Raw genomic sequence first — 22,418 nt, forward strand, 5'->3', positions numbered from 1 at the left:
GGGCCTCAGTCGGGGGCCAGCATATAGCCGACGCCGCGCACGGTCTGCAGATAGCGCGGGTTCTTGGGATCGACCTCCAGCTTGCGGCGCAGGCGCGTGACCTGCACGTCCACGGCGCGGCCGGTGATGTCGGCGGTGTCGGGCGAAAGGCTCATCCGCTCGACCGGGGCGTGGGCGTGAAGCGCCAGCGTCTTGAGCAACTGCGCCTCGGCCTCGGTCAGGCGCTGGGGCGCGCCGTCGCGCGTCAGCTCCAGCCGTTCCATGTCGAAGACGGCGGCGCCCAGCTTGATCTCCCTGGGGCCGATGGGCTTGCCGCCCGTGCGGCGCAGGATGGCGTCGATCCGCAGCACCAGTTCGCGCGGTTCGAACGGCTTGGACATATAGTCGTCGGCGCCGCGCGACAGGCCCTCGATCCGATCCTCGGCGTCGCCACGGGCCGTCAGCAGCAGCACCGGCGTCTTGGACAGTTCGGCCTTGTTGCGGACCCAACTGGTCAGGTCCAGGCCGCTCTCGCCCGGCATCATGACATCCAGCACGACCAGATCGAACTCGATCAGCTCCATCATCCGCTTGGCGGCGGCGGCGTGGGCGGCCCCGGTCACGCGATAGCCTTCGCGCGCCAGGAATTCCTTCAACAGCTCACGGATGCGGTCGTCGTCATCGACGATCAGCAGGTGACGGCCCACGCCGGGACCGGCGATGGGGCCCGAGCGGCCGTGCGGACGCGATTCCGTCATGCTCATGCGACGTTTCCCCCGCTCCGGGCGTTGACCTGAACGATTCGTGAGGCTCTAAGACCGTCAGTTTCGCGGGAGACGTATTTCAATGGCCTTCGTTCCTTTCGACGATCGTGACGGCTGGATTTGGGTGAATGGCGATTTCGTTCCTTGGAGGGAAGCGAAAACGCACGTTCTGACCCACGCTCTGCACTATGGCTCGTCGGTATTCGAGGGAGAGCGTATGTATGGCGGCGAAATCTTCAAGCTCACCCAGCATTCGGAGCGCCTGAAGCGGTCCGCCAACCTGCTCGATTTCGAGATACCCTACACCGTCGCCGAAATCGACGCCCTGTGTAACGAAACCTGCGCCAAGAACGGCCTGACCGACTGCTACGTGCGTCCCGTCGCCTATCTGGGGCCGGAGCAGACCAGCGTTTCGGCCCTGAACAACAAGGTCCACCTGGCCATCGCCGTGTGGGACTGGCCCAGCTATTTCGACCCCGAGGTCAAGGCGCGCGGCCTGAAGCTGGAGTGGTCCAAGTGGCGTCGCCCCGATCCGGCGACGGCGCCGACGACGGCCAAGGCGGCGGGTCTGTACATGATCTGCACCATGTCCAAGAACTCGGCCGAGCGACGCGGTTTCGCCGACGCCCTGATGCTGGACTGGCGCGGCTATGTCGCCGAGGCGACCGGCGCCAACGTCTTCTTCGTCAAGGACGGCGTCATCCACACGCCCAAGGTCGACCACATCCTGGACGGCATCACCCGCCAGACCGTGATCGAGATCGCCCAGTCCAAGGGGATCGAGGTCGTGGTGCGCGACATCCTTCCGGAAGAACTGTCGGGCTTCTCGGAATGCTTCCTGACCGGCACGGCCGTCGAGGTGACGCCGGTCGCCGAGGTGGGCGACTATCGCTTCACCCCCGGCGCCCTGTCGCTGGACCTGATGGATCACTACGGCAAGCTGGTGCGCGGCCAGCTGTAAGATCAGGCGCCGATCAAGGACTTTCGACCTTGATCGGCGCAAGCGCTTCGGCGGCCTTCGCCAGACGGCGGTCGAACGTGAGAAAGACCTCGCACCCCGTCGTCTTGGACAGGTGCAGGGCGTCGGCGAAATCCATGCCCGCCTCGTGCCAGTCCAAGGCCCGCGCCAGAACCATCGGCTCCTCCACCGTCACGCCGGCCAGGCCGGCCAGGGCGCGCATGGCCGCGCCGATCCGTGACGCCTCGAAGCCATAGCCGCTACGCAACACCCATTCGGTCTCCAGCAGGACCGTGGTGGCGATGAAGATGTCGCCCGCCGCGATGACCGCCCGCGAGGCCTGCGCCTGGACCGGATCGTCGCCGGTCAGGAAGCGGACGACCACATTGGTGTCAATCGCGCGCACGGCGCTTCGCCTCGGCGGCAAGGGCCGCGTCCATGTCCTCGATCGTCAAGGCGGGTCCGTCATGCGCCAGAATGCCGAAAACCGCGCCCATCGTCGTGGCGGGGAAGGTCGGGGCGGGCTTTAACAACACCCCCTCGGCGGTGTCCTCGACCGTCAGCCGCGTTCCGGCGGCCCACCGAAGATGGTCCCGCAACGGCTTGGGCAGGATGACCTGGCCCTTGGTGGAGACGATGGTGGTCAGAATTTCCCTAGCGGCCGCCATGACGATCCTCGTCGTAAGAACGATGTAAGATAGGCTTTGGGGGCGACAAAGCAAGGCGACCCCTTGCGGGATGCGACATATTGGCTTTCAAGCGAGGTCAATTCCGCGCGCCGGATACGGGGACCGTCTTTCATGTTCAGCCTTCTGAACCTCCAGAGCCTGTTGGGTCTGGTCGTCATCGTCGCGGTCTGCTGGGCGATCTCGGAGAACCGGCGCGCGTTTCCGTGGCGACTGACCATCGGGGCCATCGCGGTTCAGGCCGGGCTGGTGCTGGCGCTGTTCGCCATTCCCGGTTCGCAGGGCGTGCTGGCGGCGGTGACGGGGGCGGTGGACGGTCTGGCGGTCGCGACGACCGAGGGCACCAAGTTCGTGTTCGGCTATCTGGCCGGCGGGGACCAGCCCTACGCCGTGCAGAACAAGGGCGCCCTGTTCACCTTCGCCTTTCAGGTCCTGCCGCTGATCCTGGTCATCTCGGCCCTGTCGGCCCTGCTGTGGCACTGGAAGATCCTGAAATGGATCACCCTGGGCTTCGGCTTCCTGTTCCAGAAGACGATGGGCCTGGGCGGGGCGTCTGCCCTGGCGGTCGCGGCCAACATCTTCCTGGGCATGATCGAAAGCCCGATCGTCATCCGCGCCTATCTGGACAAGCTGACCCGGTCGGAAATCTTCCTGATGATGGTGGTCGGCCTGGCCACCGTCGCCGGTTCGACCATGGTGGCCTATGCGACCATACTGGCGCCGGTGCTGCCCAATGCGGCGGGCCACGTTCTGGTCGCGTCAATCGTATCGGCGCCGGCCGGGGTGCTGCTGGCCCGGATCATCATTCCCGAGAAGGAAGGCATGGGCGGCGCGGTCGCCGACTATGACTCGGCGCTGAAATACGACAGCGCCATCGACGCCATCGTCAAGGGCACGTCGGACGGCTTGATGGTCGTGCTGAACATCTCGGCGGTGCTGATCGTGTTCGTGGCCTTCGTGGCCCTGGTCAACGTCATGCTGGGCGGTTTCGTGGTGTTCGACGCCCCGCTGACGGTCGAGCGGATGCTGGGCTGGATCTTCGCCCCCGTCGCCTGGCTGATCGGGGTGGAGTGGAAGGACGCCGACGTCGCCGGCTGGCTGCTGGGGGTCAAGCTGACCCTGACCGAGTTCGTCGCCTTCATCGACCTGGGCAAGGTTCCGGCCGGCGAGATGACCGAGCGGACGCGGATGCTGATGACCTATGCCCTGTGCGGCTTCGCCAACATCGGCTCGGTCGGCATTACGGTCACGGGCCTGTCGGTCCTGATGCCCGAGCGGCGCGAGGAGGTTCTGGGCATGATCTGGAAGGGGCTGTTCGCCGGCTTCCTGGCCACGCTGATGACCGCCGCCATCGTGGGCGCCTTGCCTGCGGCGGTGTTCGGGCTCTGAGCCGGGCGGGCCGAGACCGATGCGCGCCCTGGCCCCGCTGGATCGCGGCATGGCCCTGCTGCTGACGGGCCTGGCGGGCTATGTCGACAGTCTGGGCTTCCTGCATCTGGGCGGAGTGTTCGTCTCCTTCATGAGCGGCAATTCCACGCGCCTGGCCGCCAGTCTGGCGTCGGGCCATTGGCCGGCGGCGGGGCGGCTGATGGCCATTCTGGCGGTCTTCGTCCTGGGCTCCTTCCTGGGGGCGCTGATCGCGGGCGGGGAGGGGGCGCGGTCGCGCAGCCGGGTTCTGCTGTTCGAAGGACTGCTGCTGGCCTGCGCGGCCCTGGCGGCGGGGTTCGGCCTGACGCCCCTGGCCGTCCTGCTGATGGTCACGGCCATGGGCGCCGAGAACTCCGTCTTCCTGAGAAACGGCGAGGTGGGCGTCAGCCTGACCTATATGACCGGCACCCTGGTCAAGCTGGGTCAGGCGCTGGCGGCCCGCGCGACGGGGCGCGACCGCACGGCCTATCGCCCCTATCTGGCCTTGTGGGCCGGTTTGACGGCCGGCGCCGTGCTGGGCGCCTTGACCTATGGGGTGCTGGGGCTTGCGGCGTTGTGGCCCGCCGCCGTTCTGGCCCTGAGCCTGTCGCTGGTCGCGCGGTTCAGCCGCGCGGCGTGAACTTTCGGATGACGCCCGAGAAGGTCATCAGCAGCCGCTCGCCGGTGTTGATCTGGCCCCGCACGAAGATCAGGCTCTTGCCCGCCTTCGTCACCTGGCCCGTGGCCTCGATCAGTTCGCCGACATAGCCGCCGTCGATGAAGGTCGAGTCCAGTTGCACGGTGACGCCCGAGGCGCCCTCCATCTCCTGATAGGCGATTTGGAACATGGCGATGTCGGCGAAGGTCATCAGACAGCCGCCGTGCATCCGGCCGCCGGCGTTCATATGCTTTTGCTCGGCGCGGAAGGCGCAGCGCATATGACCGTCCGGGTCGGGCCGACCGTAAAAAGGGCCGACGACGGTGTCGAAGGTGTCGTGCAGATCATAGGTCTGCCACCCGGCGAACTCGCCTTCGGTGATGGTGATTTTCTTCGGCATGCAGACTTGGCCTTACTTCTGGGCGTACGGTGCAGCATATAGGCGCAATGAGCGATCCGATCGAAACCGCAATCCTGAATAAAATCGCCTCCCTGGAGCCGGGCAAGAGCATCGAGCCCGCCGAAGTGGCCAAGGCGCTACAGCCCGAACAGTGGCAGCGGATGCTGCCCAAGGTGCGGGCCGCCGCCCTTGGCCTGATGCGTCAGGGCAAGCTGACCATCACCAAGAAGGGCAAGGCCGTCGATCCCGACGATTTCAAGGGCGTCACGCGCCTGCGTCAGGCCACGCCGGAAGAGGCCGCCCTGGCGCTGAGCCGCCGTCCGCCGGTCGTCGACCAGGACGATGACGACTGATCTCGACGAGATCCTGAACGACATCCGCGCCTGTCGCGCCTGCGCCGGCGTGTTGCCGCATACGCCGCGTCCGGTGGTGCGGGTGTTTCCCCAGACGCGGCTGCTGATCTGCGGCCAGGCGCCGGGCCGGCGTGTGCATGAGAGCGGCCTGCCGTTCACCGATCCGTCCGGCGACCGGCTGCGCGACTGGATGGGCGTGGATTACGAGACCTTCTACGCCGATCACCGCATCGGGGTGGCGGCCCAGGCCTTCTGCTATCCCGGAACGGCGCCGAAGGGCGGCGACTATCCGCCGCCGCCGCGATGCGCGGATCTGTGGCGGCCGCAGTTGATGCAGGCCCTGCCGCGCATGGAACTGACCCTGCTGGTCGGAGGCTATGCCCAGGCCTGGGCGCTGGGCGACCGCGCCAAACGCAACATGACCGAGACGGTGCGGGCGTGGCGCGACTATGCGCCCGACTTGCTGGCCCTGCCTCATCCGTCATGGCGCAATACGGCCTGGCTGAGGAAGAACCCGTGGTTCGAGGCCGAGGTCGTGCCCTATCTGCGGGAACGGGTGCGCGGGATTCTGACTTTCGTTGATCCCGCCGAGCGCGGCGATCAGGGTCTTTCGTGAGGCGAGGCGTGGGTCGAATGGCGTCGAGGGTTTCTAGGTTGATCCTGCTGGCGGCCGCCCCAGTCCTGGCTCTGGCCCTGTCCGCCTGCGCCACGCCCTATGTCCAGCCGACGCTGACGCCGCCGCCGGGGTTCGTTGGGCCGCACGTCGAGGACAAGGCCCTGGTCATGTCCGACGGCGCCAGTCTGCCGCTGCTGCAATGGGGACCGAAGGATCGGGCGCCGTGGGCGGTGATCGTCGCCCTGCACGGCATGAACGATCACGGCTCCAGCTTCCGCCTGGCAGGGCCGTGGTGGGCCGAGCAGGGGATCGAGACCTGGGCCTACGACCAGCGCGGCTTCGGCGGCGCGCCGGGGCGGGGCGTCTGGGCGGGCCAGCAGCGGATGACCGACGACGTGCGCGAGGCCGTGGCCATGGCGCGCGCCCGCTATCCCGGCGCCGTCGTCGCCGTGGTCGGCGAAAGCATGGGCGGTTCGGTCGCCGCCGCCGCCTTCGCCTCGAACGATCCGCCCGCCGCTGATCGGGTCGTGCTGCTGTCGCCCGGCGTCTGGGGCTGGTCGTCACAGGGGCCGTTCAACAGCGTTGCGATCAATCTGGCCGCGCGGACGCTGGGCGGCGTGGCGCTGGAACCGCCGTCCTTCATCACCCGGGGCATCCACGCCTCGTCCAATACGCTGGAGCTGGTGCGAAACGGACGCGACCCCCGCAGCATCCTGGCGACGCGGTTCGACACCATCTACGGCCTGGTCGATCTGATGGAGACCACTGTGAAAGGGCTGGGCCGCATCCGCGCCGACGCCATCCTGATGTATGGGGCCAACGACGAGGTGGTGAAGCGCGATCAGATGCGCACGGCCCTGCGGCGCGCTCAGGCCGAGGGCGGCGCGCTTCAAACCGCCTGGTATCCGCACAGCTGGCATCTGCTGGACCGCGATCTGGATGCGGAGATCGTCTATCGTGACATCGCTGCCTGGCTGCGCGATCCCAAGGCGCCGCTGCCGTCCGGCGCGCCGGCGGTCCTGCCTCAGCTGGAGGCGCAGCCCGACCGCGCCCACCCCCACCCCCACTCTTAACGCGACGTTTACCATCCAGGCGGCATTTTCTGCCTAGCGGGGCGTAGGCATCTCCCGCGAGTATGGGGCGGGATCGCGTGGGCGGCTTTACGGCGGCGTTGCAGAAGTTCGGGATCGGCCGTCTGGCGGCGGTCCTCGGCGTCGCCGCCGGTGTGGCCGCCGTGTTGGTCGCCGTCATGCTGCGCATGGGCCAGGCGCCCGACGCCCTGCTCTATTCCAACCTGGATCTGCGCGAGGCCGGCGAGATCACGGCCGCCCTGGATCAGGCCAATATCAAATATTCGTCCAAGGGCGACGGCTCGACCATCATGGTCAACCGCGACGAGGTGGGCACGGCCCGGATGCTGGTCGCCGGCAAGGGATTGGTGACGTCGGGTTCGGTCGGTTACGAGTTGTTCGACAACCAGTCGGTCCTGGGTCAGACCGAATTCCAGCAGCAGCTGAACGAACAGCGCGCCCTGCAGGGCGAACTGTCGCGCACCATCATGTCGATGCGCGGCATCACCGCCGCCCGCGTCCACATCACCATGCCGCGCCGCGAGATGTTCACCTCGGCCGCCGGAGAGCCGACCGCCGCCGTTCTGGTCGGCGTTGGCGGACGTGATCTGAGCGGCGACCAGGTGCGGGCGATCCGCAATCTGGTGGCCTCGTCCGTGCCGAACCTGAAGCCCGACCGCGTCACCGTGGCGGACCAGAACAACCGCACCCTGGCGGCGGGCGGCGAGGACGGCTTTACCTCCGCCTCGGCCGAGGAGGCCAAGGGCAACACCGAGGCCCAGCTTCAGTCGCGCATCAAGGACATCGTCGAGGGCGTGGTCGGCGTGGGCGCCGCTCGCGTCCAGGTGACGGCCGACATCGACCACAGCCGCTCCACCACCCAGGAGCAGAAGTTCGATCCCGACGGCCAGGTGGTGCGTTCGACCACCACCCACGGCTCGCAGTCCAGCGACACGACGGCCCAGCCTGACGGCGGGGTGACGGCGACCAACAACATCCCCGGCGGCGCAGCGCCCGCTGCGACCCCGGCCGGTTCGACCAACGCCCAGAACGCCGAAACCACCAACTACGAAATCTCCAACACCACCACGACCACGACCAAGGAACCGGGCGAGGTCAGGAAGCTGGCCGTCGCCGTCGCCGTGGACGGCAAGTGGACGCCCGCCAAGGACGGCAAGGGCGAGGCGACCTATGCACCGCGTTCGGCCGAGGAGATCAACCAGATCAAGTCCCTGGTCGCCGCCGCCGCCGGCATCGACCCGAGCCGGGGCGACAAGATCGAGGTGATCAACGTCCGCTTCAACCACGACACCGGCATCGCCGGCGGCCTGGACGGCGCCTCTTCGATGTTCGACTTCTCCAAGAACGACATCATGCGCGGCGTCGAGCTGCTGGTGCTGCTGATCACCGGCGTCCTGCTGATCTTCTTCGTCCTGCGCCCGCTGCTGAAGACGGCGGCGGGCGGAACGAACCTGCCGGCCATGACGGCCCAGGCCGGCGTGCCGGTGACGGCGGTGACGACCACGATCATCGGCCCGGACGGTCAGCCGCAGATCGCCCAGCTGCCCTCGCCCAGCGAGATGGAGCAGAAGATCGACATCGCCCGCATCGAGGGCCAGGTGAAGGCGTCTTCGGTCAAGAAGGTCGCCGACTTCGTCCAGACGCATCCCGATGACGCCGCCGGCATCCTGCGAACCTGGGTGGCCGAAGGCTGATGGCCAAGCTGATCAACAAGAAGGCGTCGATCGAGGACCCCAACAAACTGTCGGGGCCTGAAAAGGCGGCCGTCATCCTGCTGGCGCTGGGCGAGGAGCATACCGCCCTGTGGGAGCGGCTGGATGACGACGAGATCAAGGAAATCTCCCAAGCCATGGCGACCCTGGGCAATGTCACGGCCGAGGCGGTCGAGGCCCTGCTGATCGAATTCGTGTCCGGCCTGTCCGGCTCCGGCTCGGTCATGGGCAGCTACGAACAGACGCAGCGCCTGCTCAGCGCCTTCCTGCCCAAGGAGCGTGTCGATGGGCTGATGGAGGAAATCCGGGGTCCGGCCGGTCGCACCATGTGGGACAAGCTGGGCAATGTGAACGAGGCGGTCCTCGCCAACTATCTGAAGAACGAATACCCCCAGACCGTGGCGGTGATCCTGTCCAAGGTCCGCACCGACCACGCCGCCCGCGTCCTGACCAGCCTGCCCGAGGATTTCGCCCTGGAATGCGTGCAGCGGATGCTGCGCATGGAGCCGGTGCAGCGCGAGATCCTGGACAAGATCGAGGCTACGCTGCGCACCGAATTCATGTCGAACCTGGCCCGCACCTCCAAGCGCGACAGCCACGAGATGATGGCCGACATCTTCAACAGCTTCGATCGCCAGACCGAGGCGCGCTTCATCGGCGCGCTGGAAGAACGCAATCGCGAGTCGGCCGAACGCATCCGCGCCCTGATGTTTGTGTTCGAGGATCTGTCGAAACTGGACCCCGGCGGTGTGCAGACCCTGCTGCGCGGCGTGGACAAGGATTCGCTGGGCCTGGCGCTGAAGGGCGCCTCGGAAGGCCTGCGCGAGATGTTCTTCTCCAACATGTCCGAGCGCGCCTCCAAGATCATGCGCGAGGACATGGAATCCATGGGGCCGGTGCGTCTGAAGGACGTGGACGCCGCCCAGATGGCCATGGTCCAGGTCGCCAAGGACCTGGCCGCCAAGGGCGACATCATGCTGGCCGGTCAGGGCACCGACGACGAGTTGATCTACTGACATGACCGCGCCCGCCCAGGATCGTCGCCCCTTCGTCTTCGACACCGAGTTCGCCGCTGACGGCGCCGTCGTGCGTCCCAGCGCCTGGACGCCGCCTAAGCGCGCCTATCTGCCCGCCGAGGTGGACGCCCTGGTGGCGCAGGGGCGGCTGGAGGCGCGTCAGCAGGCCCTGGCCGAGATCGAGAACATCCGCGCCCTGGCCCTGACCAATATCGCCCAGGCGGTCGCGGCGGCCATGCCGACCCTGCGGGCGGCGGCTCAGGCGCATCGCGAGCAATCGGCCGACCTGGCCCTGGCCGCCGCCCGCGCCATCGCCGGCGCCGCCCTGGATCGGTTTGCCCAGGCCCCGCTGAAGGCCGCGCTGGAGATGCTGGCGCAGGAGATCGACGCCTCGCCCCGCCTGGTGGTCCGCGCCTCGGGTCTGGATGACGCCGCGCGCGGCCTGATCGAACAGGCCTGCGCCGACAGCGGCTTCACCGGCGCGGTCGCCTTCCGCGACGAACCGGGCCTGCACCCCGCCGCCTTCCAGCTGGAATGGGCGGACGGCCGCGCCGACCACGACCCGCAAACGTCGGCCCAGCGCGTGGCCGAGGCCCTGACGGCGGCCCTGGCGGCCGAGGCCGGGCACGCCGAAACCCTTCCCGTCGACAGGAGCATGTTCTGATGGCGTCCGACGACCTGGCCCTGGAGGAGTTCTCCGCCCAATCCGACCTGCCGCCGGTGGACGACACGGGCGACAAGACCGCCGCCGATCTGGCCACCGTCTTCGACGTGCCGGTCAATATCTCGGCCGTGCTGGGCAAGTCGCACATGTCGGTGGCTCAGCTGCTGAAACTGAACAAGGGGTCGGTGCTGGAGCTGGACCGCAAGGTCGGCGAGGCCATCGACATCTTCGTCAACAACCGCCTGATCGCGCGCGGCGAGGTCGTCGTCGTCGACGACCGGCTGGGCGTGACCATGACGGAAATCATCAAGACCGAGGACAGCGGCGCCTGAAGCCATGCCGCGCAGGCATTGCGCAGCAGGAATGACGGCGACCGGCTTTAGAGATTAGAGGAGAAGAACGATGCGTCTTCTGGTGGTAGGCAGGCTGAGCGGCCAACTGGCGTCGGCGGTCAAGATGGCGATGGCGCACGGCGCCAAGGTCAATCACGTCGAGCGCGCCGATCAGGCGACCGAACAGCTGCGGCGGGGGCAGGGCGCGGACCTGCTGATGGTCGACTATCAGCTGGACATCGCCGCCCTGATCGCCGCCAACGAGGCCGAGCGGATCACCATTCCGGTGGTGGCCTTCGGCGTGGATGCGGATGCGCGCGAGGCCGCCGCCGCGATCAAGGCCGGCGCGAAGGAGTTCATCCCGCTTCCGCCCGACGCCGAACTGATCGCCGCCGTCCTGTCGGCCGTCGCCGACGACGAAAAGCCGATGATCTCGGCCGATCCGTCGATGAAGGCGGTGCTGCAGCTGGCCGACCAGGTCGCGCGTTCGGAAGCCTCCATCCTGATCACCGGCGAAAGCGGCGTCGGCAAGGAGGTGATGGCCCGCTATCTGCACGAGCATTCGCGCCGGTCGGAAAAGCCGTTCATCAGCGTCAACTGCGCCGCCATTCCCGACAACCTGCTGGAATCCGAACTGTTCGGTCACGAGAAGGGCGCCTTCACCGGAGCGGTCGCGCGCCGCATCGGCAAGTTCGAGGAGGCCGACGGCGGCACCCTGCTGCTGGACGAAATCTCGGAGATGGACGCCCGGCTTCAGGCCAAGCTGCTGCGCGCCATCCAGGAACGGGTCATCGACCGCGTGGGCGGCTCCAAGCCCGTCTCGGTCAATATCCGCATCATCGCCACCTCGAACCGCGATCTGGCCCGCGCCGTGTCGGAAGGCACGTTCCGCGAGGACCTGCTGTACCGGCTGAACGTGGTGAACCTGCGCCTGCCGTCCTTGCGCGAACGGCCCGGCGACATCGGGGTTCTGGCCGATCACTTCATCAAGAAATACGCCGCCGCCAACGGCGTGCCGGTGCGCCCCATGTCGGCCGCCGCGCGCCAGGCGATTGTCGCTCACCGCTGGCCCGGCAACGTGCGCGAGTTGGAGAACGCCATGCACCGCGCGGTGTTGCTGGCGGTCGGGCCCGAGATCGACGTGGACGCTATCCGCCTGCCCGACGGTCAGCCGCTGGGCGGCATGGGCGCCGCGATGATGTCTGGCCAGACCTATGAGGCGCCGCAAGCCGGCGTCGCCGCCCGCGCGGCCCAGGCCGCCGACGCCGTGACCCGCAGCTTCGTCGGGCAAACGGTGGCGGCGATGGAGAAGACCCTGATCCTGGACACCCTGACCCACTGTCTGGGCAACCGCACCCATGCGGCCAACATCCTGGGCATCTCCATCCGCACCCTGCGGAACAAGCTGAACGAATACGCCGACGAGGGCGCGGCCATTCCGGCGCCCCAGAGCGGGGTGTCCGCCTCGGGCTATGCGGCCTGACGCATGGGGTCGGGCTTTGATCGCAGGACGGTGATCGGCGGCGCGGGCGCGCTGGCGCTCGCCGGCTGCTATCCGAAGCGCGAAGAGGCCAAGACCGAGGACGACCAGCCCGAGTTTCTGCTGACCGATCTGGAAGCGCGCCACGGCGGGCGACTGGGCGTGGCGGCGTTCGACGTCGGCAGCCATCACCGGGTGTCCTGGCGGGGGCAGGAACGGTTCGCCTTCTGCTCGACCTTCAAGGCCTTTCTCGCCGTCGCCGTTGTGGAGCGGGTGCAGCGGGACGAGGAACGGCTGGACCGCGCCGTGCCGGTGGTTCGGGCCGACATGATCCCCCATGCGCCGGTGACGGAAAAGGCCATCGGCCGCACCCTGACCATCCGCGAACTGATGCAGGCCGCCGTGGAGGTCAGCGACAATCCGGCCGCCAACATCCTGATCCGCGAAATGGGCGGAATCGCCGTATGGCGTGAATGGTGGCCGACCTTCGGGGACACCACCACCGTGATCTCGCGCCTGGAGCCGGACCTGAACACCGCCCTGCCCAACGACCCGCGCGACACCTGTCTGCCGGATCAGACCCTGGCCAATATCCGCGAGCTGGCCTTCGGCGACCGGCTGACGCCGCCGCACGACCAGATGCTCCAGGGCTGGCTGATGGCCTCGCCGACCGGCCCCGGCCGCATCAAGGCGGGCGCGCCGCAGGGCTGGACCGTGGCCCACAAGACCGGCACGGGCGCGAACGGGACCGCCAACGACATCGGCGTGGCCTTTCCAACCTCGGGATCGCCCGTCGTTCTGGCGACCTATTTCACCGGCGCGACCCAGGCCAGCGACGACCAGCGCGACGCCGTGATCGCCGAGGCGACCCGTCGCGTGTTCAAGGCGCTGGGTCGTGACTGATACGCCCGTCATGATGAAGGATGGCATGGCGCGCCCCACCGGGCGCGACGTCCTGGGCTGGGTCAACCGCGGCGAAGTGCTGATGGCGGTCGGCGTGATCGGCGTGATCATGCTGCTGATTCTGCCGGTCCCCAAGATGCTGCTGGACCTGCTGCTGGCGATCTCGCTGGTGTCGTCCGTGCTGATCCTGATGACGGCCGTGATGATGAAGCGGCCGCTGGACTTCGCCATCTTCCCGACGGTGTTGCTGGTCTCGACCCTGTTCCGGCTGGGCCTGAACCTGGCCTCCACGCGCCTGATCCTGACCCACGGGCAGGAGGGGCACGACGCGGCGGGTCAGGTGATCAACGCCTTCGGCCAGCTGATGATGGGGGGCAATTTCATCATCGGGGTGATCATCTTCGCCATCATCCTGGTGGTGAACTTCGTGGTCATCACCAAGGGTTCGACCCGGATCGCGGAAGTGTCCGCTCGCTTCACCCTGGACTCCATGCCCGGCAAGCAGATGGCCATCGACGCCGATCTGTCGTCGGGCCTGATCACCGAGGACCAGGCCAAGCTCCGCCGCAAGGAACTGGAGCAGGAATCGACCTTCTTCGGCGCCATGGACGGCGCGTCCAAATTCGTGCGCGGCGACGCCGTGGCGGGCCTGATCATCACCTTCATCAATGTGATCGGCGGCATCCTGATCGGGACGCTGCAGCACAAGATGGCCCTGCCGGACGCGGCCAACACCTATGTCCAGCTGACCATCGGAGACGGTCTGGTGACGCAGGTGCCGGCCATCATCATCTCCATCGCGGCCGGCTTCCTGGTGTCCAAGGCGGGCGTCGAGGGCACGGCGGACAAGGCCCTGGTCACGCAACTGGCCACCAATCCGGTGTCGCTGGGCGTGGTGTCCGGCGCGGCGGGCCTGATCGGCCTGATCCCCGGAATGCCGCTGATCCCCTTCGCCGCCCTGGCCATCGGTTCGGGCTTCATGGCCTGGCGGCTGGGTCGCAACCGGCTGAAGCCCCAACCGACCGAGGCCGAGCGCGCCGCCGCTGAGGCCGCCGCCAAGCCCAAGGAGGATGTGGAGGAGCCGATCGCCAACGTCCTGACCATCGACGAGGTCAAGATCGAGCTGGGCTATTCGCTGCTCAGCCTGATCAACGATCTGGAGGGGCGCCGGCTGACCGACCAGATCCGCGCCCTGCGCCGCTCGCTGGCCCAGGAATACGGCTTCGTCATCCCTCAGGTCCGCATTCTGGACAATATGCGCCTGCCGACCCAGGGCTACGCCATCCGCATCAAGGAGATGGAGAGCGGGGCGGGCGAGGTGCGGCTGGGCCATCTGATGGCGATGGACCCGTCGGGGCGTCAGGTCGAACTGCCGGGCGAACATATGCGCGAACCCGCTTTCGGCCTGCCCGCCACCTGGATCGAGGAAGGGCTGCGCGAAGAGGCGACCTTCCGGGGCTATACGCTGGTCGATCCGTCCACCGTCCTGACCACCCACCTGACCGAAATCCTGAAGGAGAATATGGCGGACCTGCTGTCCTATGCGGAGGTGCAGAAGCTGCTGAAGGACCTGGGCGCCGAAGAGAAGAAGCTGGTCGAGGAACTGGTCCCCAGCGTCGTCACCGTCACCACCCTGCAACGGGTGCTTCAGGCCCTGTTGCGCGAGAAGGTGTCGATCCGCGACCTGCCCGCCATTCTGGAAGGCCTGGCCGAGGCCGCGCCGCACAGCTCGTCCGTCACCACCCTGGTCGAACACGTCCGCGCGCGCCTGGGCCGCCAGCTGTGCTGGCAGAACAAGGACGGGGAGGGGGCGCTGCCCATCGTCACCCTGTCGCCCGAATGGGAGGCCGCCTTCGCCGAAAGCCTGATCGGAAACGGCGAGGACAAGCAACTGGCCATGGCCCCGTCGCGGCTGCAGGACTTCATCCGCGCCGTGCGCGACACCTTCGAACGCATCGCCATGACGGGCGAGAACCCGGTCCTGCTGACCGGCCCGATGACCCGTCCCTATGTCCGCTCCATCATCGAACGGTTCCGGGGGCAGACCGTGGTGATGAGCCAGAACGAAATCCATCCGAAAGCCCGCCTGCGGACCTTGGGCCAGGTGTGACGGCGGACGCATCCGCCGCCCGGCCAGAATGAAATTTGACCCCGTGGCCTGCGGGGCTAAAGCTGGGCCATGATCCCGACTTCGCGCCGCAGCCTGTTACGATTCAGAGATTTCGCGCGCACGCCGTCACTGGCGCGCTCGATCCTGGCCATGATGTTCCTGGCCTTCGCCCTGTTGATCGTCGTCAATGTGACGACCTTCGTAATGATCCAGCGCACGGCGGCGGTGAACGACACCATCGAACATGCGCAGAAGATGCGTCGGGCCTCGCGCACCACGCTGATCGCCATGCTGAACGCGGAAACGGCTCAGCGAGGCTTTCTGCTGACCGGCCGAAGCGACTTTCTGGAACCCTATCGCCGGGCGCAGTCCGAGATCGCGCCCGCCGTCGCCTTTCTGGACGAAGGCGCCGCCCGTGATCCGACCCTGAAGGCCCCGGTCGATCGCATCCATCGTCTCGCCGATCAGAAATGGGCCGAAATGGAGCACACCCTGACGCTGGCGCAGCAGGGACGCATCGGCCAGTCGATCCAGTCGGTCCGTTCCGGCGAGGGCAAACGCTACATGGACGACCTGCGGGCGGCGGTGGACGATTTCGATGCCCTGAAATCGCGCCGCATCGCCGAACGCACCCTGAAGTCCGAGCGGTTCGGCACCCTGACGGTGGTGATGAACGCGATCACGGGGCTGCTGGTGGTGATCCTGGCCCTTCTGTCGGCCTGGATGGTGCGGCGCTACGTCGCCGAAATGCAGAACGCCCGCGCCGCTCTGGACGAGATCAACGCCGGTCTGGAGGACAAGATCAAGGAGCGCACCGGCGACCTGATGCGGGCCAACGAGGAAATCCAGCGCTTCGCCTATATCGTCAGCCACGACCTGCGCGCGCCCCTGGTCAACGTCATGGGCTACACGTCCGAACTGGAGCAGGCGGGCAAGGTCGTGGACCGCGCCATCGCCGACGCCGAGAAGACGCGAAGCGTCGACGCCGAAGTCGTCATGGCCGTCCGCGAGGACATGCCGGAGGCCATCGGCTTCATCCGCGCCTCGACCGAAAAGATGGACCGTCTGATCAACGCCATCCTGAAGCTGTCTCGCGAAGGGCGCCGCAACCTGCTGCCCGAGACGCTGGACATGACGACGATGGCCGAGAACATCGCCAAGAGCGTCCACCACCAGACCGAGGCCTCGGGCGCGCGGATCGAGGTCCAGCCCTTGCCCGAGATCGAGAGCGACCGGATTTCGATGGAGCAGATCGTCGGCAATCTGATCGACAATGCGGTCAAATATCTGGATCAGGGGCGGCCGGGCGAGATCGTGGTTTCGGGCGAGGACACGCCGGGCGGCTGGGTCGTCTATCGCATCGCCGACAACGGCCGGGGGATCGCACCGCGCGACCATGAGCGAATCTTCGAACTGTTCCGGCGATCCGGCAAACAGGACCGTTCGGGAGAGGGGCTGGGCCTGGCCTTCGTCCGCAACAGCGTTCGGCGGCTGGGCGGAACCATCGACGTGGAATCCGAACTGGGCAAAGGCTCGACTTTCCTGCTGAAATTCCCCAAACGACTGATCCTAGCCGAACCCGGAGCCGCGTTGTGACGAATCCCGTCAAAATCATCATGGTCGAAGACGACCACGGTCACGCCAAGCTGATCGAAAAGAATATCCGTCGCGCGAACATCAATAACGAGATCAAGCATTTCGATGAGGGCGGGGCGGCGCTGGACTATCTGTTCAGCGAAGAAATCCTGGAAAACGGCCCGCTGCTGATTTTGCTGGACCTCAACCTGCCGGATATGTCGGGAACCGACATTCTGGAAAAGGTGAAGGGCAATGAGCGGCTGCGTCGCGCGCCCGTCGTGGTTCTGACCACGACCGACGACAAGGTCGAAATCCAGCGCTGCTACGACCTGGGTTGCAACGTCTATATCACCAAGCCGGTGGACTATGAATCCTTCGCCGGCGCGATCCGCCAGCTGGGTCTGTTCCTGTCGGTGATTCAGGCCCCGGAGATCGAGTGATCGAGGCCGACCAGCCCATTCGCCTGCTTTACATCGACGACGACCGGGGCCTGTCCCGGTTGGTCGAGAAGGAGCTGGCGCGTCACGGCTACGCCGTTACCTGCGCGCCCGACGGCGACGCCGGGCTGGCCCTGTTGCAGCAGCACGAATACGACGTCTGCGCCCTGGATCACTATATGCCGTCGCGCGACGGACTGGACGTCCTGCCCGACATCCTGGCGCTGAACGCGCCGCCGCCGGTCGTCTATGTCACCGGCGCGCAAGAAGGGCGGATCGCGGTGGCCGCGCTTCGCGCCGGCGCGGCCGACTATGTCATCAAGGACGTGTCGGAAGACTTCACCTCCCTGTTGCGCGCGGCCCTGGACGACGCCCTGCTGCGGCGGCGCCTGCAACGCGAGAACGATCTGGCGCAGGAAGAAATCCGTCTCGCCCGCGACCGGGCCGAGGCCATGCTGCGCGAGGTGAACCACCGCGTCGGCAATTCGCTGCAACTGGTGTCCAGTTTCATGTCGCTGCAGATGCGCCATATCGCCGACCAGGGCGCCAAGGACGCGCTGAGGGAATCGCAGGCGCGGATCGAGGCCGTGGCCCACGTCCATCGCCGCCTCTACACCTCCGGCGACATGAGCCGGGTGGCCATGCACGAGTATCTGGAAGGGTTGATGGACGAACTGTCCAAGTCCATCGGGCCGGACGAGGGCTCGCCGCGCCTGCGGCTGGAGGCCATGCCCCTGTCCGTGACCACCGACCAGGCCGTGTCCATCGGCGTGATCGTGACAGAACTCGTCACCAATGCGGTCAAATACGCCTATACGCCGGGCCAGGCCGGAGAAATCCGCATCCATCTGGAGCGTGAGGGCGACCACCGCGTCGTCCTGACGGTCGAGGACGACGGGCCGGGCATGGGCGACGGCGCGCCCAAGGGCACGGGCCTGGGCGCCAAGATCATCTCGGCCATGGCGTCGGGCCTGCGGTCGGCGGTGGAGTTCGACGGCGCGCACAAGGGCGTGCGCGCCCGGCTGGCCTTCGACCTCTAAGGGTTCGGCGTTCTCTCATGCTTCAGTTCGGCGTTCGCAGACCCGCCACCGATTATCGTCACCGCCCCGTCGCCTTCGGCGTGGTCGAACGTGACGGCCTGATCGCCTGCGTGCGGGTGGAGCGGGCCGCCGGCCCCTATTTCGACCTGCCGGGCGGCGGGCTGGACCTTGAGGAAACCGAGGTCGAGGCCCTGCGGCGCGAGTTCGTCGAGGAGACGGGCCTGACCATCGCGCCCCTGAACCGCATCGCCGAGGCCAGCCAGTATTTCATCCGCTCGACAAACGAGCCGGTGAACAATGTCGGCGGCTTCTGGACGGCCCGCGTCGTGGCGGAAGAGGCGTCCGCCAAATGCGAGGACGATCATACCCTCGTCTGGCTGGACCCGACCTTCGCCCTGTCCAGGCTGCGGCACGATTCCCACGCCTGGGCCGTGGCGGTGTGGCTGCGTCGCCCAAGCTGAGCCTTACGGAACGCCGCCTTCGCGTCCCCGTTTTCCGATCGACGCGCGACGCCGCATCGGCGACGCCGGATAAGGAGACAGACCATGGCCGATCACGACCGTATCGAAGGCGCCGCCAAGAACATGGGCGGCAAGATCAAGGAAGCCGCCGGCAAGGTGACGGGCGACACCAAGCTTCAGACCGAGGGCAAGGCCGATCAGGTCGAGGGCAAGGTCCAGAACGCCGTCGGCGGCGTCAAGGACAGTCTGCGCGACAAGGGCTGAACCTCACCCTTGTTACTGAATGCGTGAACGCCGTCCGCGAAAGCGGGCGGCGTTTTCCTTGGGGTCAGTTGTTCCTGTCGCCCCAGAGCGTCATCGACAGCCCCTTCTTGTCCGCTCCATCGACCGGACGACATTCCGAGCTGAAACCACCCTGCGTCGGGCGCGGGCGACAGTCCATCTCGCGCAGGCCGGACGGGGCCTCGGTCGTCCGCGACTGCGGCCCGCACTGAACCGCATAGGAAGAACCGGCGGCGGCCCCCTGCATCATCTGACAGTCGCCGGCCATGCCGCTGGGACGCAAGGCGTCCGGCAGGTCGGGGCCCATGGCCAGGGCCAGTTGCGCGCGGACCTCGGCCTGGCAGGTCTGCATCGGCGTATCGCCGCGAACCAGGGGACTGCACCGCGCCCGCTCGAACCCGAACGGATCGGCCAGACCCCAGGTGGGCACGGAATGCGGCGCGGCGGGGGTGGGCGGCGCGGGCGCCGGCGCGGTCGCGGGCGCGTCCCACACCACCATTGATGGCGCTTGTTGAAGAAGCAGGACGGCGAAGGCGGCGGCGATCATCGGTCGAACCCCTTGCGCAGCGCCCGGGCCGTTCGCTCCGGGCGGGCGCGTCACCTTGTCAGGGCGCGCATCGCCTTGTCCAGCCCGTCCAGCGTCAGCGGATACATCCGCTGGTCCATCACCTCGCGCAGCAGGCCGACCGAGGCGGTGTAGCCCCAGTATCGCTCCTGAACCGGGTTCAGCCAGACCGACCGTTCCCACTGGTCCCGCGCCCGCTTCATCCAGACGGCGCCCGCCTCCTCGTTCCAGTGCTCGACCGAGCCGCCGGGCATGGTGATCTCATAAGGGGACATGGTCGCGTCCCCGACGAAGATGGCGCGCCAGTCGCCGGGGTATTTGTTCAGCACCTCCCACGTCGGGGTGCGTTCGGCGTGGCGGCGGCGGTTGTCCTTCCAGACGCCTTCATAGAGGCAGTTGTGGAAGTAGAAGAACTCCAGGTTCTTGAACTCTGTCCGGGCCGCCGAGAACAGCTCCTCGACCAGTTTGATATGGCCGTCCATCGAGCCGCCGACGTCCAGGAACAGCAGCACCTTGATCGTGTTGCGCCGCTCGGGCCGCATCTGGATGTCCAGCCAGCCCTGGCGCGCCGTGCCGTCGATGGTGCCGTCGATGTCCAGTTCGTCCGCCGCCCCCTGACGCGCGAAACGGCGCAGGCGGCGCAGCGCCACCTTGATGTTGCGGGTGCCCAGTTCGACCGTGTCGTCCAGGTTCCTGAACTCGCGCTTCTCCCAGACCTTGACTGCCCGGCCGTGCTTGCCCGGCCCGCCGATCCGCACGCCCTCGGGATTGTAGCCGCCGTGCCCGAAGGGGCTGGTCCCGCCCGTGCCGATCCATTTGGAGCCGCCCGAGTGGCGTTCCTTCTGCTCCTCAAGACGCTGTTTCAGCGTCTCCATCAGCTTGTCGAACCCGCCCAGCGCCTCGATCTGGGCCTTCTCCTCGTCGGACAGATATTTCTCGTTCAGCAGCCGCAGCCAGTCCTCGGGGATGTCGGTGGTCAGGTCCTTGCCCGTGTCCACCGTCTCGATCCCCTTGAACACCGTGCCGAACACCTGATCGAACCGGTCGTAGTGTTTCTCGTCCTTGACCAGAACGGCGCGCGACAGGTGGTAGAAGGCCTCGACCTGACGCCCGGCGACATCACGGTCCATGGCCTCCATCAGATGGAGCCATTCCTTCATCGACACCGGAACCTTGGCGTCGCGCAGGGCGGTGAAGAAGGGCAGGAGCATTCTGAAGGTTTGAACCCGGATCAACCCCGCCGCAAGATGAACTCGCGGTCGCGCCAGGCGCCGACGGGATAGTCGTATTCGCCGACCTTGGCGAAGCCGTGGGCGGCGTAGAGGCGCTGGGCCTTTTCGTTGCCGCTCCAGACGCCGATCCACAGCGGGCCGTCGGATTCCGCCTGCATCCAGTCCAGCGACAGGGTCAGCAGCGCCGTGCCCAGCCCCAGCCCTTGCGCCGCCTTGGCGACGTAGAGGCGGCGCAGCTCCAGATCGCCCGGCCGGGCGTCGGGGTGGGGCAGGCCGTTGGGACCGGCGTTGGCCAGGGCCAGCAGGTCGCCGTCGCGCTCGGCCACCCACCAGGCGCAGCCCGGTTCCGCCAGTTTCCTCTGCGTCGGCGCCAGGTCGAAACTGGCGTCGAGAAAGGCGTTCAGATCGGCGGGCGGATAGGGGATGCCGAAGCCGGTGACGAAGGTGTCGACGAAGGTCTGGCGGCCCAGGACGCCCAGGGCGGCGGCGTCTTCCAGGCGGGCGGGGCGGATCACGGGCGCGGTCATGGCCGTGGTTAGACGGCAAGGGGCGGGGGCCGTCCAGAGCGATCGCGCGGCGCGGCTGTTCGGTCGAGGTTGTGTCGGCGCGCGAGGGGGGCTACCACCTTGAAGATCAGGGCCGTTCTTCGGTCGCATGCGTCGCCACGCTTGGGGAGGACTGAGGACGTCTAAAGCCTTGATGCCAAAGGCCTGTCCGCTCGTCATGTCTGTCCCCGCCCTGTCCCTCGATTCGACCGAACCGTCCGTGGTCCCGCCTGCCGCCGCGCCGTCCGTCGGCGCTCTGGTCGCGACCCGTCCCGGCGCCATCATCCTGACCCGCCACGGCGAGCCGGCCCTGTCGCGCAAATGCCTGATCACGGCGCGCCAGTACGGCGACTGGTGGGCCAGGTACGAAATCGGCGGCCTGCTGGCCGGCCAGACGCCCCCCGCCGAACTGGTCGCCACGGCTCAGGGCGCGGGCGCCATCTACGCCTCCACCCGCCAACGCGCCCAGGAGACCGCCGCCGCCGTCGCGGCGGGGCGCGAGGTCATGTCGGACGTCATGTTCATCGAGGCGCCGCTGCCGCCGCCGCCGGTGCCGGAATGGATCAAGCTGTCGCCCAAATGGTGGGGCGTGGTGTCGCGCTTCTGGTGGCACGCCTTCGACCATCACGACGGCCAGGAAACCCGCGTCCAGGCCGAGGCGCGGGCCGAACAGGCGGCGCAGAAGCTGATCGCGCGCGCCGAAAGCGGTCAGGACGTGCTGGTCTTCGCCCACGGTTATTTCAATCACATGGTCGGTCGCGCGCTGAAGGGCGACGGCTGGAAACTGGTGCAGAACCAGGGCTTCAAATACTGGTCCCAGCGTCGCTACGAGAAGCGATAGCCGCTTCTGGCGTTGAAGCGCGCGGCGACGCCCTCTAGGGTCCGCGCCATGACCGACGCCGCCCCCGCCATCCCCGCCGATCTCAGTTTCGAAGACGCCCTGCAGCGGCTGGAGACCATCGTGTCCCGCCTGGAATCCGGTCAGGCCCCGCTGGAGGAATCCATCGCCCTGTACGAAGAGGGCGCGCGGCTGAAGGCGCATTGCGAGGCGCGGCTGAAGGCCGCCCAACTGCGCGTCGAAAAGATCGTCGTCGGCCCCGACGGCCAGGCCAAGGGCGTCGAGGCGGCGTCGTTCGAATGATCCTTCAT

The 22,418-nt window shown here is 67.4% G+C and carries 27 protein-coding genes; 20 read left to right on the forward strand and 7 right to left on the reverse strand.

Features of this window, described 5'->3' with window-relative positions:
- Positions 1-5 precede the first annotated feature (5 nt).
- Positions 6-737 carry a response regulator gene (locus tag SH203_RS04750; RefSeq protein WP_200808833.1) on the reverse strand — a complete coding sequence of 244 codons (732 nt, stop codon included), beginning with the start codon at positions 735-737 and terminating at the stop codon, positions 6-8.
- An 88-nt stretch (positions 738-825) separates the two neighbouring features.
- On the opposite strand from SH203_RS04750, the gene SH203_RS04755 reads away from it, so the two are divergent.
- Positions 826-1,704 (forward strand): branched-chain amino acid aminotransferase, encoded by an 879-nt coding sequence (locus SH203_RS04755; protein ID WP_087119724.1) that lies wholly within the window; start codon positions 826-828, stop codon positions 1,702-1,704.
- A 13-nt stretch (positions 1,705-1,717) separates the two neighbouring features.
- On the opposite strand, the gene SH203_RS04760 is transcribed toward SH203_RS04755, so the two are convergent.
- The gene (locus SH203_RS04760; protein ID WP_087119725.1) at positions 1,718-2,107 is read right to left on the reverse strand and encodes a type II toxin-antitoxin system VapC family toxin; all 390 of its coding nucleotides are present in this window, start codon (positions 2,105-2,107) and stop codon (positions 1,718-1,720) included.
- A complete protein-coding gene (locus tag SH203_RS04765; protein ID WP_087119726.1) occupies positions 2,094-2,369 on the reverse strand; it encodes an AbrB/MazE/SpoVT family DNA-binding domain-containing protein in 276 nt (91 codons plus the stop codon). The genes SH203_RS04760 and SH203_RS04765 overlap by 14 nt, the downstream gene beginning before the upstream one ends.
- A 132-nt stretch (positions 2,370-2,501) precedes the next feature.
- Between SH203_RS04765 and SH203_RS04770 the strand changes: the two genes are divergently transcribed.
- Both SH203_RS04770 and SH203_RS04775 read left to right on the forward strand, forming a co-directional pair.
- Complete coding sequence (locus SH203_RS04770) at positions 2,502-3,776, forward strand: NupC/NupG family nucleoside CNT transporter (RefSeq protein ID WP_087119727.1); 1,275 nt, start codon at positions 2,502-2,504, stop codon at positions 3,774-3,776.
- A gap of 19 nt (positions 3,777-3,795) precedes the next feature.
- Positions 3,796-4,434 (forward strand): YoaK family protein, encoded by a 639-nt coding sequence (locus SH203_RS04775; RefSeq protein ID WP_087119728.1) that lies wholly within the window; start codon positions 3,796-3,798, stop codon positions 4,432-4,434.
- Here the strand turns inward: SH203_RS04775 and SH203_RS04780 are convergent.
- Positions 4,418-4,852, reverse strand: a complete 435-nt coding sequence (locus SH203_RS04780) for a PaaI family thioesterase (RefSeq protein WP_087119729.1) — start codon at positions 4,850-4,852, stop codon at positions 4,418-4,420. The two genes, SH203_RS04775 and SH203_RS04780, sit on opposite strands and share 17 nt — an antisense overlap.
- 47 nt (positions 4,853-4,899) lie before the next feature.
- Between SH203_RS04780 and SH203_RS04785 the strand changes: the two genes are divergently transcribed.
- From SH203_RS04785 to SH203_RS04855, 15 genes are all read left to right on the forward strand, one after another.
- Entirely contained in the window at positions 4,900-5,205 is a 306-nt protein-coding gene (locus SH203_RS04785) for a DUF3253 domain-containing protein (protein ID WP_087119730.1), read from the forward strand.
- Positions 5,195-5,821 (forward strand): uracil-DNA glycosylase family protein, encoded by a 627-nt coding sequence (locus SH203_RS04790; protein ID WP_087119731.1) that lies wholly within the window; start codon positions 5,195-5,197, stop codon positions 5,819-5,821. The genes SH203_RS04785 and SH203_RS04790 overlap by 11 nt, the downstream gene beginning before the upstream one ends.
- A 38-nt stretch (positions 5,822-5,859) precedes the next feature.
- Positions 5,860-6,894, forward strand: coding sequence for an alpha/beta fold hydrolase (locus SH203_RS04795; protein WP_234989385.1), 1,035 nt, complete (start codon positions 5,860-5,862; stop codon positions 6,892-6,894).
- 62 nt (positions 6,895-6,956) lie between these two features.
- Positions 6,957-8,606, forward strand: a complete 1,650-nt coding sequence (fliF, locus tag SH203_RS04800) for a flagellar basal-body MS-ring/collar protein FliF (RefSeq protein WP_234989386.1) — start codon at positions 6,957-6,959, stop codon at positions 8,604-8,606.
- Positions 8,606-9,640, forward strand: coding sequence for a flagellar motor switch protein FliG (fliG, locus tag SH203_RS04805; protein ID WP_087119733.1), 1,035 nt, complete (start codon positions 8,606-8,608; stop codon positions 9,638-9,640). The genes fliF and fliG overlap by 1 nt, the downstream gene beginning before the upstream one ends.
- A gap of 1 nt (position 9,641) precedes the next feature.
- Complete coding sequence (locus tag SH203_RS04810; protein WP_087119734.1) at positions 9,642-10,304, forward strand: flagellar assembly protein FlbE; 663 nt, start codon at positions 9,642-9,644, stop codon at positions 10,302-10,304.
- Complete coding sequence (fliN, locus tag SH203_RS04815; RefSeq protein ID WP_087119735.1) at positions 10,304-10,636, forward strand: flagellar motor switch protein FliN; 333 nt, start codon at positions 10,304-10,306, stop codon at positions 10,634-10,636. Before SH203_RS04810 ends, fliN begins: the two co-directional genes overlap by 1 nt.
- Before the next feature lie 70 nt (positions 10,637-10,706).
- The gene (locus tag SH203_RS04820) at positions 10,707-12,119 is read left to right on the forward strand and encodes a sigma-54-dependent Fis family transcriptional regulator (protein ID WP_087119736.1); all 1,413 of its coding nucleotides are present in this window, start codon (positions 10,707-10,709) and stop codon (positions 12,117-12,119) included.
- 3 nt (positions 12,120-12,122) lie between these two features.
- Positions 12,123-13,019 carry a class A beta-lactamase gene (gene bla / locus SH203_RS04825; protein ID WP_087119737.1) on the forward strand — a complete coding sequence of 299 codons (897 nt, stop codon included), beginning with the start codon at positions 12,123-12,125 and terminating at the stop codon, positions 13,017-13,019.
- A 10-nt stretch (positions 13,020-13,029) separates the two neighbouring features.
- Positions 13,030-15,129 carry a flagellar biosynthesis protein FlhA gene (gene flhA, locus SH203_RS04830; RefSeq protein ID WP_087119738.1) on the forward strand — a complete coding sequence of 700 codons (2,100 nt, stop codon included), beginning with the start codon at positions 13,030-13,032 and terminating at the stop codon, positions 15,127-15,129.
- Between the two features lie 69 nt (positions 15,130-15,198).
- Positions 15,199-16,725: a CHASE3 domain-containing protein gene (locus tag SH203_RS04835; RefSeq protein ID WP_200808812.1), complete on the forward strand. Its 1,527-nt coding sequence runs from the start codon at positions 15,199-15,201 to the stop codon at positions 16,723-16,725.
- A gap of 20 nt (positions 16,726-16,745) precedes the next feature.
- Positions 16,746-17,147 (forward strand): response regulator, encoded by a 402-nt coding sequence (locus SH203_RS04840; protein ID WP_087120163.1) that lies wholly within the window; start codon positions 16,746-16,748, stop codon positions 17,145-17,147.
- Entirely contained in the window at positions 17,144-18,184 is a 1,041-nt protein-coding gene (locus SH203_RS04845; RefSeq protein WP_087119739.1) for a sensor histidine kinase, read from the forward strand. Before SH203_RS04840 ends, SH203_RS04845 begins: the two co-directional genes overlap by 4 nt.
- A 17-nt stretch (positions 18,185-18,201) precedes the next feature.
- Complete coding sequence (locus SH203_RS04850; protein ID WP_087119740.1) at positions 18,202-18,645, forward strand: NUDIX domain-containing protein; 444 nt, start codon at positions 18,202-18,204, stop codon at positions 18,643-18,645.
- Between the two features lie 84 nt (positions 18,646-18,729).
- Positions 18,730-18,909 carry a CsbD family protein gene (locus tag SH203_RS04855; RefSeq protein WP_087119741.1) on the forward strand — a complete coding sequence of 60 codons (180 nt, stop codon included), beginning with the start codon at positions 18,730-18,732 and terminating at the stop codon, positions 18,907-18,909.
- A 64-nt stretch (positions 18,910-18,973) separates the two neighbouring features.
- Here SH203_RS04855 and SH203_RS04860 read toward each other — a convergent pair whose 3' ends face one another.
- The 3 genes from SH203_RS04860 to SH203_RS04870 are packed head-to-tail and all read right to left on the reverse strand — an operon-like array spanning position 18,974 to position 21,251.
- The gene (locus SH203_RS04860) at positions 18,974-19,474 is read right to left on the reverse strand and encodes a hypothetical protein (protein ID WP_087119742.1); all 501 of its coding nucleotides are present in this window, start codon (positions 19,472-19,474) and stop codon (positions 18,974-18,976) included.
- Positions 19,475-19,524: 50 nt separating this feature from the next.
- Positions 19,525-20,703 (reverse strand): VWA domain-containing protein, encoded by a 1,179-nt coding sequence (locus SH203_RS04865; protein WP_087119743.1) that lies wholly within the window; start codon positions 20,701-20,703, stop codon positions 19,525-19,527.
- A gap of 20 nt (positions 20,704-20,723) precedes the next feature.
- A complete protein-coding gene (locus SH203_RS04870) occupies positions 20,724-21,251 on the reverse strand; it encodes a GNAT family N-acetyltransferase (RefSeq protein WP_087119744.1) in 528 nt (175 codons plus the stop codon).
- Positions 21,252-21,447: 196 nt separating this feature from the next.
- Between SH203_RS04870 and SH203_RS04875 the strand changes: the two genes are divergently transcribed.
- Together SH203_RS04875 and SH203_RS04880 are read left to right on the forward strand one after the other, a co-directional pair.
- Complete coding sequence (locus SH203_RS04875) at positions 21,448-22,110, forward strand: histidine phosphatase family protein (RefSeq protein ID WP_087119745.1); 663 nt, start codon at positions 21,448-21,450, stop codon at positions 22,108-22,110.
- A gap of 48 nt (positions 22,111-22,158) precedes the next feature.
- Entirely contained in the window at positions 22,159-22,410 is a 252-nt protein-coding gene (locus SH203_RS04880) for an exodeoxyribonuclease VII small subunit (protein WP_054766482.1), read from the forward strand.
- Positions 22,411-22,418 lie beyond the last annotated feature (8 nt).

This window comes from Brevundimonas sp. SH203, assembly GCF_002157625.1.
Classification (GTDB): Bacteria; Pseudomonadota; Alphaproteobacteria; order Caulobacterales; family Caulobacteraceae; genus Brevundimonas.